Genomic DNA, 17,124 nt, shown 5'->3' on the forward strand with positions numbered 1-17,124 from the left:
TGCGCGACCGTTTCATCTTACGAGAACAGTATGGGCTCACCGGAGAACGAATGCAAAATACTATTAAGCCGCGCATGAATTTTAAATACCAAGCGGCAAGACAATGCACGCCTCAGCGCCACCACCATCGCGTGCCCGCAAAACTAGCGTTCCGCCGTGCTGCCGAGCGATGCGCTCTACGATCGCCAGACCCAATCCCGTGCCTTTTGGCTGCGCCTCGCCGCCGCCGCGCTTGAACGGCTGTTTAAGCGCTTCCGGGTCCTGACCGCCAAGCCCCTTGCCGCGATCCGCGATCACAATGCATGCAGCATGCAATCGCGTATCGGTCCAGCTACGCACTTCGAGTCCGACGACGCCATAGAGTATGGCGTTCTGCATCAGATTCATCAGTACGCGCATCATGCCGATGGGACGGAAAGCGAACGGCTCTATGGGCCCGAGCGTAAGCGCGAACTCGTGGCCAAGGCCCGCAAAATCCGCTGCCAGATTCGAGATCAATGCGTTTATGTCTCCCACGACCGGCGCTTCCTTGGCACCGCTCCCTGCATAGTCCATGAACTGCTGGAGGATGCTGTCGATCCGATCCAGATAACCTTCCGCCGATGCCGTGAAGTGAGCGTCCCCCGCACTCGCCGAGGACATTGCCATCGCAAGGCGCAGCTTCGTCATCGGGGTGCGAATGTCATGCGAAATACCAGCGAGCATCAGTGCTCGCGTGGCGTCCGCTTCGCTCAGGGCAGCGCTCATTTGGTTGAACGCGCGACTAACCTGGGCAATCTCGGTGGGGCCGTCTATCGGCAAGACGCCGGGTTCATCGCCGGCAGAGAGGCGCCGCGCGGCATCGGCGAGGTGTTCGAGCGGGCGGTTCAAATGCCGCTGGATCAAATACGCGGTCGCGATTGCGAGCGCCCCTAGGCCGAGCGAAAGCAGCAGGGCCGTGGCGAGGCCATCGTCGTGCGCGGCTTCCGGCACGGGCAGGGCGATCCAGCGTGGCTCACCGGACAGATGCACACGTATCCAGAGGCGCTGCTGGCCATCCGCCGCCGTCGCGCCGCTTTCCCAGCGCACTAGCATGTCTGGCGGCAGATGCGCTCGCAAACTATCGATGAAAGTCTGACGCTGATACGTGCGATAGAAGCGCAAGCGCGACTCTTCGGGCGTCTCGCGCGCGTCCTCGGGCAGGGCGGCGCGCACTTCGAGATGAGCGGCGATGGAATTCGATGCTTGCGGCGGGCTTGCTTTCAGAAGGGTATCGAGCGTCTCGATGTAGGCCGCGAATGTGGTCGCCGCCCGTTCGATGCGCGGCGTCTGAATGAAATGGAGCAGCACGGCGAGCGCGCATACCTGACTCACCGCCACCAGCGCCACGAGCAAAAGAATATTGCGTGCAAAAAGGGACCGCGGCGCGAGGCTCACGTTTCCACGTCCGCAAGCAACATATAGCCGACGCCCCATACCGTCTTGATGAAACGCGGCTTGCCCGGATCTTCCTCGATGAGCTGGCGCAAACGCAGCACCTGGACATCGATGCTGCGATCGAGTGCATCGTGATCGCGTCCGCGCGTGCGGGCGATGAGGTTGTCACGACTCACGGCACGGTTCGGTGACGATCCAAGTGCATGCAATAACTGCATCTGCGCGGAATGCATTTCGAATGCATTACCGCTGCGCGTAATCTGCTGCTTGCCGAGATCGAGCCGAAACTCGCCGAAACGCAGCACTTGCGAGGTGAGCGTGGGATCGCCCGCTGCAATCTTCTGACGGCGCAGCAGCGCTCGCACGCGCGCCACCAGTTCCTGCGGCAGGAAGGGCTTGGCGAGATAGTCGTCGGCGCCTGTCTCCAGGCCGACGACCTTGTCCACCGGATCGCCCTTGGCCGTCAGCATGAGAATGGGCAGCGTGTGTCCTTCGGTGCGCAGACGCCGGCATACCGACAGGCCGTCTTCCGGCTCCATCATCCAGTCGAGCACGAGCAGGTCGTATGGTTCGCGTTGCAGATAGCGGTCGAGCCGCTTGCCATTTTCCACGACCCGCACCTCGAAGCCTTGCGATGTGAGGAAGCGCTGCAGCATGTTGCGCAGTTCGGCTTCGTCGTCGAGCACGATGATTTTCGGAAGTGCTTCCATCGGCGATCTCCGTTAGCGTTGCGCGGCATGCTGATGCATGAAGGCTTCGATCTGCGGAAGCGTCACGTAGCCGGCTTTTTGCGTGTCGATTTCGTCGAAATGTCGAGCCACCATCGGCATGCTGGACGATGCTTGCGCGCGCGTGAGCTTGCCGTCGTGCGTGGTGTTGGCGCTTGCGAAGCGCGTCTGCAGACCGTGCATGACCTGCTCGATATGCGGACTTGCGCCCATTGGCTGCGTGGCGGTTTGTGCGAAGACCGCCGTGGCGATTGTGAAGCCGAGAATGCCGGCCACGCACGCTCGTGGAATCTTTTGCATGTCGGTTCTCCGTAAATTCGATGCAGCCAGACAGTGACGACATTTTATTGAGCCGCGTAGCGAAGGCAATCTCGGGGAAACGACGAATCATGTCGCCATGTGTCATGCATCGCCCGGCAAGTCTTTCTCGACATCCAGTGAAACATGTTTGCGCTCACGTTTTTCGCGGTCGTTCGATATCGTTCTGCTGGCCGGCATTGCTGGTCGCCGCCTTCCTCTCAAGACTCAAGGACATCGCCATGAAAGTTCGTCTGCTCAGTATCTCCGCTCTTGCCGCCCTTGCCCTCACTTGCGCAGGGAGCGCATGGGCAGGAACTTCAGTCGTCGTTTCGTATGCTGCGCCCGCGGTGATTTACGCGCCACCGCCGCGCCCGGTTTATTACTACGCGCCTCCGCCTGCTCCGACTTATTACGTGCCAGGGCATGCGGTGGTTGTGACGCCCGTCGCGGTGCCGCCGCCGCGTACGGTCGTAGTGGCGGCGCCCGCGCCGACCTATGTCGTGGCGCCGGCCGCGCGCGTGATTTATGCGCCGCCGGTTTATCGCCCGCCTGTCGTCATCGTTCGATAGGCGCATTGGATTTTGAATGCCAATGGGCCGTTGCACTTCGTCTGTGCCAAGTGCTTTGGTGGCGTTTGGTTCCCTTGAGCCGCTCGTGCGCCGCGTCAATTTGCATTCTGCATTTGGTCGATTGAATGCAGCATACGCATTGAACCGACCGTTTGAAGGTCACGGGCAAATTCACTGCGCGCGGTTATGCACCGGCACGATTAGCCGCACTAGACGTTTTTTTGCAGTCTCGCACTGTGTGACACACAATTCGCAAATTCCAAACGAGAGCGCCAAATGCGATTTTGCATGCCATATGCGGCGTCGCGGCATACAAAAGGCAACGTCACATCGACAGCTAGCAAATGCCGCCTTCTATACTGTATGTAAGCGTCAGGGCGTCTACTGGCGGACGCCGCTATGCGGGGTTTGCTTGCCGTTGTCTTGGCGTTCTCGAGGTCGGGGCGAATACGCGAGCTATCGTGAACTGACGGCATTTTGCCGGAAACAAATGACCTCGAAGGAGCGCTTACTATGAACACGCGGTTCGCCGCCGCAAGGCGTGCGATTGCCGGGGCGCTGGCACGCAGTTGGCTCGGTAAGGGGTGTCGCCATCTGCGAATGCGACAGTTACCAATCGATCAGGCAAAAAAAGCAAGACCGGGCCCACCTGTTTCGCGCGATTGATGGCCGGCGATTACCGACTGGTGTTTCGGCAAGCCGCTCGCAGGCCCAGAAGCGACAATCGCTCCACTATCGGAGTCAGAAAAAGCACGAACGTGAGATCGATTGGGTCCATAAGAATAAGGGTTTGCGCGGCTTGCAACGGTTCGTACGATCCATCAACATATTAAACGTACTAGTTAGTTAAAATTAACCGAACCGCCGGCGACTAGATCGGCGCCTCACAGGAGCACGAACGTGACGCAATCGCCTACAACTGATCCTTGCATCATCTCGGTCGCCATCACGGGCTCGGTACCGAAGAAAAAAGATAATCCCGCTGTGCCAACCACGATTCCCGAGCAGATCGAAAGCACGCACGAAGCCTATGAAGCCGGGGCAACGCTGGTTCATCTGCACGTACGCGATGAAGACGAGAAATCGAGCTCGGATCGTCACCGCTTCGAAGAACTGCAGGACGGCATCCGCAAACACTGTCCGGACATCATCATTCAGTTTTCGACAGGTGGACGCGGCCGATCTTTCGAGCAGCGTGGGGCGATGCTCGATCTGAAACCCGACATGGCTTCGTTGGCGACGGGTTCGGTGAATTTCCCGACCATCGTGTACGAAAATCCGCCAGACTTCGTGCGTTCGCTCGCGCAAACCATGCTCGACCACGATGTAAAGCCCGAGATCGAGATCTTCGATCTGGCGATGCTCTACAGCACTTATGACCTCGTCAACCAAGGTTTGCTCAAGTCGCCGGTTCACGTGCAGTTCGTACTTGGTGTAAAGAATGCATTACCGGCGCGTCGCGAAATCCTCGAGTTCGAAGTGGAGCAGTTGGGCAAACTCTTGCCCGAGGCGACATGGACGGCTGCGGGAATCGGCCGGCATCAACTCGAAGTGAATCACTGGACGCTGGAACTCGGCGGCCACTGCCGCACGGGTCTGGAGGACAACGTGCGTTGGGACAAAGAAACGCTCGCCAAGAGCAATGCGCAACTGGTGAGCCGCGTGGCGTCGCTGTGCGCGGAGTATGGCCGGCCGGTGGCGAGCGCAAAGGAGGCGCGGCAGTTGTTGTCTCTTTGAAGTTTCAATTGCTTTAAAAGGCGCGTCGACGAGAAATCGCGACGCGCTTTTTTTGCTGTCTCGCTCGCTCATCGCAAATTTATATGCGATGTCGTCGCATATGTTTGACGATTGCACGGTCCCCCGCTTGTAGCGTCGCTCACCGCGAGGCCTGCGTACTGGTAACGCTTTCCAATACACACAAGTTCTGTTTTATCTTCCTGTCCGCCGGTTTTTATATTGCCTTATGGCAATTGAATAGTCACATCGCCTGCTACATGTTCTTCGTATTTATACATTGCTGATTTTCGGCAAATACATCGTTCAATACATTCAGATATTCGATGCATTTTTAAGACTTTCTGAATGGAAAAAACGCTTCGATAAGACAAAAATCCAAGCGTGGATAGAGACTTCTTGCCGCGCGATTGAGGAATGTCAGAGGCTCCATGTCCTGGTGACACTCTGACATGCGTGATTAGGTTTCGGAAACCTAAATAATCGAAGCTCTGACGATTATTGCTTCTTCATGTTTATCCGATGGCCCCGAGCCAAGCGGTCTATGTCGCGTTTGGTCAAGCGCCGTGTTGCTCATTACGAGCACATCAGTCCGTGTCGGAAATCACGAAGAAAAAGAATTTCAACTTGAACTCGAAGAAGGTTTTGATGAATAAGACGTATCGCGTGGTTTGGAGTCAGGCATCGGAAAGCTGGGTTGCCGCAGCGGAAAATGCGCGGACCAAATGCAAGCGTGGCCGAACAAACGCAGCAGTGTTGGCGGTGTTCGCACTCGCTGCGGGCAGCGCGCAGGCGGGAAGTGGATATTCCGTCGGTGTGTTATCGGACGGATATACTCCGGCCAGTTGCCTGAGTGACCAGGGCGCAGGGAACGTCGTGCAAACGTCTTCTGTGGCTTGTGATGGCACCAATCATCCTGGAGCGGGTCTGGTTGCCTATTCAGCAAGCGGGGGAATGGGCGCTTACGCCGTCGCTGTCGATTCCAATACCCTTGTAATGGGAGCCGGGGGCGGGACCCTCATGACGATGACTCCCGGCAATATCTCGGTCACTGCATCGACCTTCTCGATCAGTACCGGTACCACGTTCGACATGGGCAACAACAAAATTCAGAACATGGCGCCGGGGGGACTGACAGCAGGAAGTCATGATGGCGTGACCGGTGCTCAGTTATATCTGGCTCTTTCGACGACCGCGTCTAGTTTGGGCGGCGGCGCGTCCGTGAGCGGCGCAAGTATCTCTCCCCCGTCTTATTCAGTAGCCGGAACGACCTATCATGACGTAGGCGGGGCGATCAACGGACTGGACACGCAGGCCAGCTCTTTATCGACGACAGTTAGTTCGGTGTCGACAACGGTTGCTTCCCTGTCCACCACGGTAGATTCGGTTTCCACTGGTCTCAATTCGTTATCCACAACCGTTTCAACGACGGCCACTTCCTTGTCGACGAGCGTGGACTCGTTATCGACGTCGACTTCAAGTACTTTGAACTCGCTGTCTACCTCTTCATCGACGGCGGTGACTTCACTGTCCACGACCGTCGATTCGGTATCGACGAGCGTGACTTCCCTATCCACGGGTGTCGACTCGCTCTCGACCTCGGTTTCCACGGGGATGAACTCGCTGTCGACCGGGTTGACCTCGGTGTCGACTACCGTCGACTCACTGTCGACAAACGTCGGTTCGCTGTCCACCGGTCTCAACACGTTGTCAAGTTCGACATCGACTGCCGTAGGATCTCTGTCGACGGGTCTCGCGAACTCGGTTCAGTACGACAACGCAAGCCATGACTCCGTCACGCTGGGCGGTGTCGCCGCGCCTTCCGAAGTAAAGCTGATCAACGTCGCCAAAGGCGATGTAACAAACTCAAGCACGGACGCCATCAACGGTAGTCAGTTGTATTCGCTTTCGACGTCTGCTTCAACGGGCCTCGACTCGCTCTCGACCTCGGCTTCGTCGAGCGTAGCCTCCTTGTCGACCTCCGTTTCGACCACGACTACCTCGTTATCGACAAGTATCGATTCCTTGTCGACGTCTGCTTCGACCACTGTAGGCTCGCTGTCCACCTCGGCGTCGACCGCGGTAACCTCACTGTCTACAACTGTCGATTCAGTGTCGACGAGCGTGAACTCCCTGTCTACGGGCGTCGACTCTCTTTCGACTTCGGTTTCCACGGGCGTGACCTCGCTGTCAACCGGGTTGACTTCAGTGTCGAGCACGGTCAACTCGCTGTCGACTAACGTCGGTTCACTGTCCACGAGTGTGGACACGCTGTCCATCTCGACCTCGACCGCTGTCGGATCGCTGTCGACGGGTCTCGCGAACTCGGTTCAGTACGACAACGCAAGCCATGACTCGGTCACGCTGGGTGGTGTCGGCGCCTCTGAAGTGAAGCTGACCAACGTAGCCAAGGGCGATGTAACAGACTCGAGCACGGACGCCATCAACGGCAGCCAACTGTATTCGCTTTCGACGTCGGCTTCGACCGGCCTTAACTCGCTTTCGACCTCCGCTTCGACGAGCGTCGCTTCGCTTTCGACGAGCATCGATTCCGTGTCGACAAGTGTTGGATCATTGTCCACAACTGTCGATTCCGTGTCGACTGGCGTCAATTCGCTCTCCACGAGCTTCGACACGCTGTCGGCTTCGGTATCGACCACCACGGGCTCCATCTCGACCAGCGTCGAATCGCTTTCGGCTTCCACTTCGACCTCTGTCAATTCGCTGTCTACCAGCGTCGATACGCTGTCGACATCCACTTCGACCGCAGTCAACTCGCTTTCAACGGCAACCGCGACCAGCGTTAGTTCCCTGTCCACGAGCGTCAATTCGCTTTCGACGTCGGCCTCGACGAGCATTGCTTCAGTGTCCACGAGCGTCGGCTCGCTTTCGACCTCGGTGGATTCGATTTCGACAAGCGTAAGCACACTGTCCACAGCTGTCGATTCAGTGTCGACGAGTGTCAGCACGCTGTCCACGTCCGTGGATTCGCTTTCGACGTCGACATCGACGAGCGTTGCCTCGCTTTCGACGGGCGTGGACACGCTCTCGACCTCCACCTCTACGGCAGTCGCCTCGCTTTCGACCGGCGTCGATACGCTTTCCACTTCGATGTCCACGACGGTCGGGTCGCTTTCAACAGGTATCGACACACTGTCGGGATCGACGTCGACATCGGTGGCGTCGCTTTCCACCGGTCTCGCGAACGCCGTCCAGTATGACAACGCGGCCCACGACTCGGTCACGTTCGGCAACGCCGGCACGCCCGTGAAGCTTCACAACGTAGAGGACGGCGTTGTAGCAGCAGACAGCAAGGACGCGGTCAACGGTGGTCAGCTGTACAACTTGTCGTCATCCGTGTCGACGGGCATGACCTCGCTTTCGACCAACATCGACGGCATTTCGACCAGCGTCACGTCGCTGTCGACGAGCGTCGATTCAATCTCGACGGGCATGACCTCGCTCTCGACCGGCGTCGCCAACTCGGTTCAATACGACGACGCTAACCACACATCGGTTCGCTTGGGCAACACCGGCGCCGCCCCGGTCAAGCTGACGAACGTTGCCGATGGCGAAGTGGCTGCGGGCAGCAATGAAGCGGTGAACGGCGGGCAGTTGTTTACGCTCTCGACATCGGTGTCGACGAGCATGACGTCGCTTTCGACCGGCATTGCCAACGCGGTCCAATATGACGACGGCGACCACAAGACGGTCACGCTGGGCAATGTGGGTACGCCGGTCAAAATCAAGAACGTGGACGCAGGTGAAGTGAGCGCGGACAGCCTTGAAGCGGTGAATGGCAGCCAACTCTACAAAACTGCATCGAGCACGGCCGACGCCCTCGGCGGCGGTTCGACCGTAAATCAGGACGGCACCATCACTAAGCCGACGTACACGTTCCAGGACGGTAATACCTTCAACAACGTCGGCGACGCCCTTACCAATCTCGACGGCCGCGTCTCGCAGAACACGACCGACATCTCGACGATCAACGAGACGCTCAACAACATCAACACGGGCGGCGGCATCAAGTACTTCCACGCCAATTCGGTGCTGGAGGACTCCCAGGCCACGGGTGCGGAGTCGGTGGCGATCGGCGGCAATGCTCAGGCTATCGCGAACAACTCGGTGGCGCTCGGCTCGAACTCGCTGGCGGATCGTGCAAACACCGTGTCGGTCGGATCGAAGGGCGCGGAACGTCAGATCACCAACGTGGCAGCCGGTACGCAGGATACCGATGCCGTCAACGTCTCGCAGTTGAAGGGCGCCGGTCTCATTAATGGAGATGGCACGACCAATACTTCCGTGACCTATGACCACAACGCGGACGGGTCGACCAACTACTCGAGCATCACGCTTGGCAATAACGTCGCAGGCGGCACGACAATCCACAACGTTGCTGCGGGCGTTGCGAGCGACGACGCGGTCAACGTCGACCAGATGAATGCCGCAATCGATCGCGTGACGAACATCGCCATGAGCGGGGGCAACCCAATGTTCGCCGCGCAAGGCGATGTCAACACTGAAGTTGCTAGCGCAACAGGCGTGCATTCCGTTGCCATGGGTGCGAACGCCAGCGCCACTGCGGACAATTCCGTCGCGCTCGGGGCTAACTCGGTGGCGGATCGAGTCAATACGGTTTCGGTCGGGTCTGCGGGTAACGAACGTCAGATCACGAACGTCGCGGCGGGCACGCAGAGTACCGATGCGGTCAATGTGAGTCAGTTGAATCTCGCTTCCACGCAGGCGCAGAACTATACCGACTCGCGTATCGCGGGCGTGCAAGGCCAGATCAACAACATGGCGAAAGCGGCTTATGGCGGTATCGCGGCCGCGATGGCTTCCGCCGGACTGCCGCAGCCTACCGCTCCGGGCAAGACCATGGTCGCGTTGGCCGGCGCACGTTACGCCGGGGCCTCCGGCGCGGCACTCGGCATCTCTCATGTTACGCAAGACGAGAGTTGGGTAATCAAGGCTTCCGGCAATACAAGCAGTTCCGGAAATGTCGGCTTCACCATCGGAGCGGGGCATCAGTGGTAATGCCCAGTGCGTAAAGTGAAGTGAAGTGAAATGAAGAAGGCCGACGCAGCATGGCGTGCGTCGGCCTTCACGCGTTATCGCGACAACGCAAAAATTTGCCTTACAATCGTTCCCTACTCTGACAAGCACGTCCAGCGTACACATGAACGAGCGTAAATCGCATGGTCTCGCCGACCGAATCTACAGCGATATCCTCAACAGCATCATGGAAGGCGAGTTCAAGGAAGGCGATCGTCTTCTGACAGAACACGCCCTTGCCGAACGCTTTGCGACCTCGCGCCCGACCGTGCGCGAGGCGTTGGCGCGACTACGCGCGGACGGCATCATCGTCACGCGGCGCGGATCGGGCACTACTGTCGGTCGTCGTCCAGACCCGGATGTGCGGCGCTTCGCTCCGTTAGAAACGCTGTCAGACATTCGCCGATGCTACGAATTTCGCGTAGTCACGGAAGCAGGCGCAGCCGAGCTTGCCGCGCTTAAGGCGGATGACGACGACATCCGTGCCATCGAAGCCGCCTGGGAACAACTCGAACGCGTGGTGGAAGCGCAAGAAGGCATTGGCGCGAAAGACGACTTCGCGTTCCATTTTGCGGTCGCAAAGGCATCGAAGAATCAGTTCTTCATTACGGTGCTCTCGTTTATCGAGGAGCAGATTGTTTTCAGCATGAACCTGTCGCGAAACCTGTCGCTCGTGAAAACAGTCGAGCGGCAGCGTCTCGTCCAGCGCGAGCATCTGGATGTGCTCGATGCCATTCGTGCTCGCGATTCGTCACGAGCCGGCGAAGCTATGAAGTCTCATCTCGAAAATGCGCTGAATCGGATGTTTGGCAGTTAGGCGTAGATGTCATACGACCGTATCGATAGATTCGAGGGGAAACCCTAGTTAACAGAAAAGTTGTTTGACAACTTTGGGGTGCCTTGCTACTTTGGATCGTTCCAGACGACAACCGCGAGGCGCCGTGAACATCCAACCGATTACCGTAAGTGAGTTTTCCGAGTCCGTCATGGCCGTGCCGCCGCTCGCACGAAATGTCGATTACTCGTTGAATCCTCATGCAAACCGCAAGCTGGTCGAGCATATAGAAGCGGGCGGCGTGCGTACGCTCCTATACGGCGGCAATGCGAATCTTTATCACGTTGCCGTGAGCGAGTACCGCGAGTTGCTTGACATGCTTGCCGAGATTGCGAGGCAAGAGACGCGCGTAATTCCCGCCATCGGTCCGGACTACGGAAAAATGCTCGACCAGGCGCACATTCTTTCGCAGACAGACTTCCGTACCGCGATGGTGCTCCCGCTTGCCGGTTTCACGACGCCACTGGGCGTGGCGACGGGCCTCAAGCGTCTGGTCGATGCAGCCGGCATGCCGTTCACGCTCTATATCAAGAGCGAAGATTATGTCGATGTCGATACACTCGCCGCACTCATCGATGACGGTACGTTGCTGGCCGTCAAGTACGCGATTGTGCGTGCCGATCCCGCCGTCGATCCGTATCTGCTCCGCCTGCTGCAAAGCGTTCCGGCCGCGAAAGTCGTGTCCGGTATGGGCGAGCGCCCGGCGATCACCCACGTGCGTGAATTCGGACTCGCTGCGTGGACAACGGGCTCGGGCTGCATCGCGCCTAACGCGGTGACGGCGTTGCTGCACGCCGTGAAAACCGGTCGCATGGACGAGGCTCGCCAGCTTTATAACCGCTTCCTCCCGCTCGAAACCCTACGCGACGAAATCTCGCTCATCCGCGTCCTGCATGACGCCGTGACGCTCTCGGGCATCGCGGATATGGGGCCGCTTCTGCCGCTCCTGAGCGGCTCGCCCGAAGCGGAGTTGCCTGACATCGCGAAGGAAGCGCGCGACCTCGTTGGAATGGACCGCGCCATCGCTTGAGTGCGTAATGCGGCGCCTTCACGGGAAACGCCAGTTAAAAGCGGTTAAACAAGTCGCTCGGGGTATATCCCGAGAGCGCGCAGCAAACATCGGCAGACAAAGCGTCAACGCCTGTTTGACCCGGTTGGGAAACAAGATCTGCTCCCGTCGATTTGCTTGACATACGATGATCGCGTTAGCTATTTTTCAACTTCCGAAGTAAAAGGAAGCATTGCGCGGCTGCGCTGCAGCGTGCGAAATCGCGAAGTATCGAAAAATCAGAGCAAGCAAACCCAGGCCGGGCACCAATAAAACAACCGGCCTTGCGAAAGACGTGAGGAGACGAAATGGCTTTCAAGGCAAGACTGTCAGTGAAACTGGCGGCGGTATGCGTCGCCGTCAGCGCGACATTTGCGGCGGGCGGGGCGAATGCGGCCGATCCGGTATCCATCAACATCGTCGACGTTGCGGGCAATCTTCAACTGACACAAAAGGGGTTCGAAGCCTTCAAGGCGAAGTATCCCGATCTCGTTTCCAGCATCACCTTCACGAACGCGCCCGCGCCGCAGTTGCCGGGCAAGATCAAGGCGATGCAGGGCGCGGGCCGCTCGGACATCGACCTCGTCGTGACGGGCACAGATGCGCTCGCGGCCGGCATCCAGCAAGGTCTGTGGGAAAAGCTGCTGCCCGATAACGCCAAGGCGTTCCCCGGTGTGCTCGACAAGTACGCACCGGGTCCGCGCAAGATGCAGGACATCGCGCAAGGTTACGGCCTGGAAGTCACCTACATGCCTGCAGGTCCGCTGCTCGAATACAACCCCGCAAAGGTCACGGACGTGCCGAAAACGCCGGATCAACTGCTCGCGTGGTGCAAGGCGCATCCGAACAAGCTGATCTACGCGCGCCCGGCCAATTCCGGTCCCGGCCGCACCTTCCTCATGGGTCTGCCGTATGTGCTCGGCGACAAGGACCCGACCGATCCGGTCAACGGCTGGGACAAGACCTGGGCCTTCCTCAAGCAACTGAACGACTGCATTCCCTATTATCCGGGCGGCACGTCGGCGGTGATGAAGGAACTGGGCGAGGGCACGCGTGACATGACCGTGACCGTGACGGGCTGGGACATCAACCCGCGCGCGCTCGGCATCGTGCCGGCGGAATTCAAGGTGCAAGCCTTCGACAACATGACCTGGGTGAACGACGCCCACTACATGGTGATCCCGAAGGGCGTGCCGAAGGAAAAGCTCGACGTGCTCTACAAGCTGATGAACTTCATGCTCGAGCCCGCGCAGCAGGCGCTGACTTACGACGACGGCTATTTCTATCCCGGCCCCGCCGTGAAGGACGTGCCGCTGTCGGCCGCGCCCGCCAAGAGTCAGGAAGTGATTCAGAAGTTTGGCCGGCCGGAATACGCGAAGTTGCTTGCCGACCGTCCGCATGTCGTGCCGCTCAACGCGCAGGCGATGGTCGCCGCGTTCCAGAAATGGGATCGTGAAATCGGCGCGGCGAAGACGAAGTAAGCATCGACGCCAGGCATCGATACCGCGTCATTGATAAAGCGGCGGCGCTCCTCATCGGACGCCGCCGCTTCGCACAAGGGTTTCGCCATGAAGCATGATTTTGAGCAGTTGCGTCTCGACTCGGTCTCGCGCAGTTTCACCAATGCGGAAGGGCAGCAGCTCGCCGCGCTGAAAGGACTCGACCTGAACATCCAGCGCGGCGAGTTCATCGCGCTGCTCGGGCCTTCGGGTTGCGGCAAGTCGACGGCGCTGAACTGCATCGCCGGTTTGCAGCCTCTGACGGGCGGCGGCATCTGGCTGGACGACAAGCGTATCGACGTGTTGCCGCCCGAGAAGCGCGGCTTCGGCATGGTGTTTCAGAACTACGCGCTGTTTCCGCATATGTCGGTGCTGGACAACGTCGGCTTCGGCCTGAAGATGCGCGGCGTCGCGAAGGCGGAAGCCACCAAGCGCGCCAAGGCCGCATTGAATCTCGTGCAATTGATCGGGCACGACGCAAAGTTGCCCGGCCAGTTGTCAGGCGGCCAGCAGCAGCGCGTGGCGATTGCGCGCGCAATCGTGATCGAGCCGCCGCTCGTCCTGATGGACGAGCCCTTGTCCAATCTCGACACCAAGTTGCGGATCGAGATGCGCGCGGAAATCCGCCGCATTCACGGCAAGCTCGAACGTGCCACCATCTACGTGACGCACGATCAGGACGAAGCGCTGTCGATGGCCGACCGCATCGTCGTGATGAAAGAGGGGTCGGTGCAGCAAGTGGCCGCGCCGAAGGAAGTGTATTCGCGGCCGAAGAACCTGCATGTCGCGCGCTTCATGGGCTTTCGCAATGTCGTGCCGTTCACGCTCGAAGGCACGCAGGGCGAATCCGTCGCGGTCACCGCGAACGGCGTGCGTTTGCTCGGCATGCCGATGGAAGGCTTCGACAGCAAGAACGTCAGCGTCGCGCTGCGGCCCGAAGACATGGAACGCGCCGCACCCGGCGAGCCGAACGCGTTCGACGCGCTCGTCGAGATCGTCGAATACGGCGGCCGCGATTCGCTCGTCATCGTGAACACGGCGTTCGGCAAGCTGTGGGCGCGCATTGCGGGCGAGTACAGCGAAGGCGAGCGCATCACGTTGCGCGTTGCGCCTTCGAAGACGCTCGTGTACGGAGAAGACAAATGATCGCCACGCTTCCCGCTCAGCGCGATCCGAAGGGCTGGCTCGTCGCGCCGGCGCTGATTTTCATCGTCGCGCTCTTCATCTATCCGTTCGCCTACGGTCTCATGCTGTCGTTCAATCCGATGAACGGCGGCAGCGCGTGGGCCAACTACATCACGTTTTTCACCGATACGTCGATGTGGCCGACGATCATCGTTACGCTCAAGCTCGCGGTGCCGGCGACGCTCATCAACGTCGGCGTCTCGGTGCCGGTCGCATTTGCGTTGCGGCGCTCGTCGCCGTATCAGAAATTCGCGACCACGCTGCTCGTCATTCCGGTGACGCTCGGCACCGTGCTGATCGCGGATGGCATGCTGACGTATTTCAGCCCGAACGGCTGGTTCCCGCAAGCCGTGCAGGCGTTGCATCTCTATGGCGATGAAGTCCGGCTCACGCATAACTACTGGGGCGTGCTGATTTCGCTCATCGTGTCGGGCTTTCCGTTTGCGTTTTTGCTGACGCTTTCGTATGTGACGGGCATCGACCCGACGCTTGCGCGCGCGGCCGCCACGCTCGGCGCAAGTCCGTGGCAACAGTTCCGGCAGATCTACTTTCCGCTGTTGCTTCCCGGTCTCACGATGACCGCGTGCCTCTCGTTCGTGCAGGCGTTCTCGGTGTTTCCGTCGGCGGTGCTGCTCGGCGCGCCCGCGGGTCCCACGCGCGTGATCTCGATCGCCGCATCCGAAGCTGCGTTCGAGACTTACGATTACTCGCTGGCATCGACCATCGCCCTCGTCATGGGCTTCGTGCAGTTGCTCGTGGTGGGCGGCATGCTCGGCGCGCGGCGCTTCTTCTATACCGGTCCTGTCACCGGAGGGAAGGGATAATGGCTACCGACAATCGCGCGGCCCAGAACTGGCCGGCCGCCACCCTCGGCGAAGGATCGAAGCCAGGCAAGAACATGAAACAACGCGCTAGCTTGCCCGACCGGTTGTGGAAAGCCCTCGTCTGGGCGACGATGGGTTTCTTCCTCTTGAACGTGCTGCTGCTGATTGCGACCGTCGCGGTGAATTCGGTCGCGACGCGCTGGTTCGGCACGCTCTTGCCGCAAGGTTTCACGCTGCACTGGTACGCGCAGGCGTGGAGCGACTTTCAATTGTCGAGTGTGCTGCTCGTCACGATGGAAGTGGTGGGCGCGGTCGTGCTGCTGTCCATCGTGCTGGGTGTGCCCGCTGCGTATGCGCTTGCGCGCGTGCAGTTTCCCGGCAAGCGCTTTGCCATGCTCGTGTTTCTGCTGCCGCTGATGGTCCCGCCCGTCACCTACGGCATTCCGATGGCCACCGTGATGTACAAGTTCCATCTCGCTGGCACGCTCACGGGCGTGATCCTCGCGAATCTGGTGCCCGCGCTGCCGTTCGTGATTCTGGTGATGACGCCGTTCATCGAGCAGATCGATCCGAATCTGGAATCGGCGGCGCGCATCTTCGGGGCGAACACGACGCGTTACTTTCGCTATGTTTTGCTGCCGCTGCTGGTGCCGGGCATGCTCGCGGCCGGTTTGCTCGTGCTCGTGCGCACCATCGGCATGTTCGAGCTGACGTTCTTCACGGCGGGACCGACCACGCAGACGCTCGTCGTCGCGCTCTATTACGCGGTGTTTTCGACAGGCGTGCGAGCGCCGCAATCCATCGACGCCATGGCGATGATCTACATGGCGATCACGCTGATCTGGGTGCTAATCGCGCTGCAGTTCGTGAGTCCGACGCAACTGGTTTCGCGCGTGAAGGAGCAGCGGCAGTGATGGGACCGCGTGATGTCGTGGCGCTCGCGGCCGAGCCGCGTCTGACGATTGCGAGTGGGCCGCATGTCATCGAAGTGGCGCCGTCGGCGGGCGGGCGCATCACGCGCTTCGCCACCGGATTCGCCGGCGGTCTGCAAGACTGGCTCGTGCCGATCACGCTTTCAGGCTGGCCCGCCGATACCTGGCCGAAAGGCGGCAGCTATCCGCTCGTGCCGTTTTCGAATCGCGTGCGCGATGCGCGCTTTCCGGCACCGGATGGCGAGCGTGTCGAGTTGTCGACGTTTCCGGGCATGGCGCACGCGCTGCATGGCTTCGGGCAATACGCGGCGTGGCAGGTCGAGCGCCATGACGCGGATTGCATCGTGATGCGTTATGTGCATCGCGAGGACGAGCATGGCTGGCCGTGGCCGTTCGAAGCGGAGCAGGTCATCCAGGCGAACGCCGAGGGTGCGCGGCTGTCGATGCGCGTGTTGAACCGTTCCGCGCGGCCGATGCCGGTCGGCATGGGTTTTCATCCGTATTTCGCGGCGCAGGAAGCCGAACTGGATGCGAGTATCGACTGGCGGCATGAAGGCGAGATTGCGGTCGAGCCATCGGGGGATGCGCCAGCGCGCCGGCATCGACGAGAAGAGCAAGGGTACACGCGCTATCTGAGCGGATGGAGCGGCCGCGCGACGCTAAATTTCGCCGACGGCCGCACGCTTTCGCTCGACGCCGGCGACACGCTCGATCACGTCGTCGTGCACTGCCCGGCCGGTGCGGGCTATCTGTGCGTCGAGCCCGTGTCGCACGTGAGCGATGGTTTCAATCTCGACGCACGGGGCTTGCGCGGGACGGGCGTCGCCGTCATTGCGCCAGGTAGTGAAAAAGCGGTGTCGCTCGTGATGGCAGCCGGCGTGAGCCGGGACGAACGCCCGGCCGGCGCCGGCGCCTGACGCGCGCCGCCGGGGCGTGCCGCATGCGCGATGCATTGGCCGGCAACACGCCCCCGGCTAAAAGGCAAGCATCCCTGTT

14 protein-coding genes and 3 pseudogenes are annotated in these 17,124 nt (G+C 59.9%); 13 read left to right on the top strand and 4 right to left on the bottom strand.

The window, feature by feature from the left end; all coding sequences use genetic code 11:
• Positions 1-81 precede the first annotated feature (81 nt).
• From ACYQ47_RS02555 to ACYQ47_RS02565, 3 genes are read right to left on the bottom strand one after another with little or no spacing between them, the layout of a single operon-like run.
• Complete coding sequence (locus ACYQ47_RS02555) at positions 82-1,416, bottom strand: ATP-binding protein (RefSeq protein WP_459904371.1); 1,335 nt, start codon at positions 1,414-1,416, stop codon at positions 82-84.
• Positions 1,413-2,126: a response regulator gene (locus ACYQ47_RS02560; protein WP_244828331.1), complete on the bottom strand. Its 714-nt coding sequence runs from the start codon at positions 2,124-2,126 to the stop codon at positions 1,413-1,415. The genes ACYQ47_RS02555 and ACYQ47_RS02560 overlap by 4 nt, the downstream gene beginning before the upstream one ends.
• Positions 2,127-2,138: 12 nt before the next feature.
• A complete protein-coding gene (locus ACYQ47_RS02565) occupies positions 2,139-2,444 on the bottom strand; it encodes an EF-hand domain-containing protein (protein WP_244828329.1) in 306 nt (101 codons plus the stop codon).
• Between the two features lie 239 nt (positions 2,445-2,683).
• Between ACYQ47_RS02565 and ACYQ47_RS02570 the strand changes: the two genes are divergently transcribed.
• The 4 genes and pseudogenes from ACYQ47_RS02570 to ACYQ47_RS02585 form a co-directional block, all read left to right on the top strand.
• Positions 2,684-3,013 carry a hypothetical protein gene (locus tag ACYQ47_RS02570; protein WP_244828327.1) on the top strand — a complete coding sequence of 110 codons (330 nt, stop codon included), beginning with the start codon at positions 2,684-2,686 and terminating at the stop codon, positions 3,011-3,013.
• Positions 3,014-3,548: 535 nt separating this feature from the next.
• Positions 3,549-3,863: pseudogene (locus ACYQ47_RS02575) on the top strand (DUF3303 domain-containing protein); the annotation flags it as partial.
• 50 nt (positions 3,864-3,913) lie between these two features.
• Positions 3,914-4,750 (top strand): beta-keto acid cleavage family enzyme, encoded by an 837-nt coding sequence (locus ACYQ47_RS02580; protein WP_459904372.1) that lies wholly within the window; start codon positions 3,914-3,916, stop codon positions 4,748-4,750.
• Positions 4,751-5,395: 645 nt separating this feature from the next.
• A pseudogene (locus ACYQ47_RS02585) lies at positions 5,396-5,968 on the top strand (ESPR domain-containing protein); the annotation flags it as partial.
• 53 nt (positions 5,969-6,021) lie between these two features.
• Here ACYQ47_RS02585 and ACYQ47_RS02590 read toward each other — a convergent pair.
• Entirely contained in the window at positions 6,022-6,441 is a 420-nt protein-coding gene (locus tag ACYQ47_RS02590) for a hypothetical protein (protein ID WP_459904844.1), read from the bottom strand.
• Here ACYQ47_RS02590 and ACYQ47_RS02595 point away from each other — a divergent pair.
• The 9 genes and pseudogenes from ACYQ47_RS02595 to ACYQ47_RS02635 form a co-directional block, all read left to right on the top strand.
• A pseudogene (locus tag ACYQ47_RS02595) lies at positions 6,362-7,210 on the top strand (hemagglutinin); the annotation flags it as partial. The gene ACYQ47_RS02590 and the pseudogene ACYQ47_RS02595 overlap by 80 nt on opposite strands.
• 714 nt (positions 7,211-7,924) lie before the next feature.
• Positions 7,925-9,787, top strand: coding sequence for a YadA family autotransporter adhesin (locus tag ACYQ47_RS02600; protein ID WP_459904821.1), 1,863 nt, complete (start codon positions 7,925-7,927; stop codon positions 9,785-9,787).
• 142 nt (positions 9,788-9,929) lie between these two features.
• Positions 9,930-10,622, top strand: a complete 693-nt coding sequence (locus tag ACYQ47_RS02605) for a FadR/GntR family transcriptional regulator (RefSeq protein WP_459904373.1) — start codon at positions 9,930-9,932, stop codon at positions 10,620-10,622.
• A gap of 124 nt (positions 10,623-10,746) precedes the next feature.
• Positions 10,747-11,670 (top strand): dihydrodipicolinate synthase family protein, encoded by a 924-nt coding sequence (locus tag ACYQ47_RS02610; protein ID WP_459904374.1) that lies wholly within the window; start codon positions 10,747-10,749, stop codon positions 11,668-11,670.
• A gap of 326 nt (positions 11,671-11,996) precedes the next feature.
• On the top strand, positions 11,997-13,169 hold the full coding sequence (locus ACYQ47_RS02615) for an ABC transporter substrate-binding protein (RefSeq protein WP_459904375.1): 1,173 nt from the start codon (positions 11,997-11,999) through the stop codon (positions 13,167-13,169).
• A gap of 87 nt (positions 13,170-13,256) precedes the next feature.
• Positions 13,257-14,333, top strand: a complete 1,077-nt coding sequence (locus tag ACYQ47_RS02620) for an ABC transporter ATP-binding protein (protein ID WP_244828315.1) — start codon at positions 13,257-13,259, stop codon at positions 14,331-14,333.
• Positions 14,330-15,196, top strand: a complete 867-nt coding sequence (locus ACYQ47_RS02625; RefSeq protein WP_250466860.1) for an ABC transporter permease — start codon at positions 14,330-14,332, stop codon at positions 15,194-15,196. The genes ACYQ47_RS02620 and ACYQ47_RS02625 overlap by 4 nt, the downstream gene beginning before the upstream one ends.
• Positions 15,196-16,110 carry an ABC transporter permease gene (locus tag ACYQ47_RS02630; protein ID WP_250466862.1) on the top strand — a complete coding sequence of 305 codons (915 nt, stop codon included), beginning with the start codon at positions 15,196-15,198 and terminating at the stop codon, positions 16,108-16,110. The genes ACYQ47_RS02625 and ACYQ47_RS02630 overlap by 1 nt, the downstream gene beginning before the upstream one ends.
• The gene (locus tag ACYQ47_RS02635) at positions 16,110-17,045 is read left to right on the top strand and encodes an aldose epimerase family protein (protein WP_459904377.1); all 936 of its coding nucleotides are present in this window, start codon (positions 16,110-16,112) and stop codon (positions 17,043-17,045) included. Before ACYQ47_RS02630 ends, ACYQ47_RS02635 begins: the two co-directional genes overlap by 1 nt.
• Positions 17,046-17,124: the final 79 nt, after the last annotated feature.

The organism is Caballeronia sp. HLA56 (assembly GCF_054655155.1).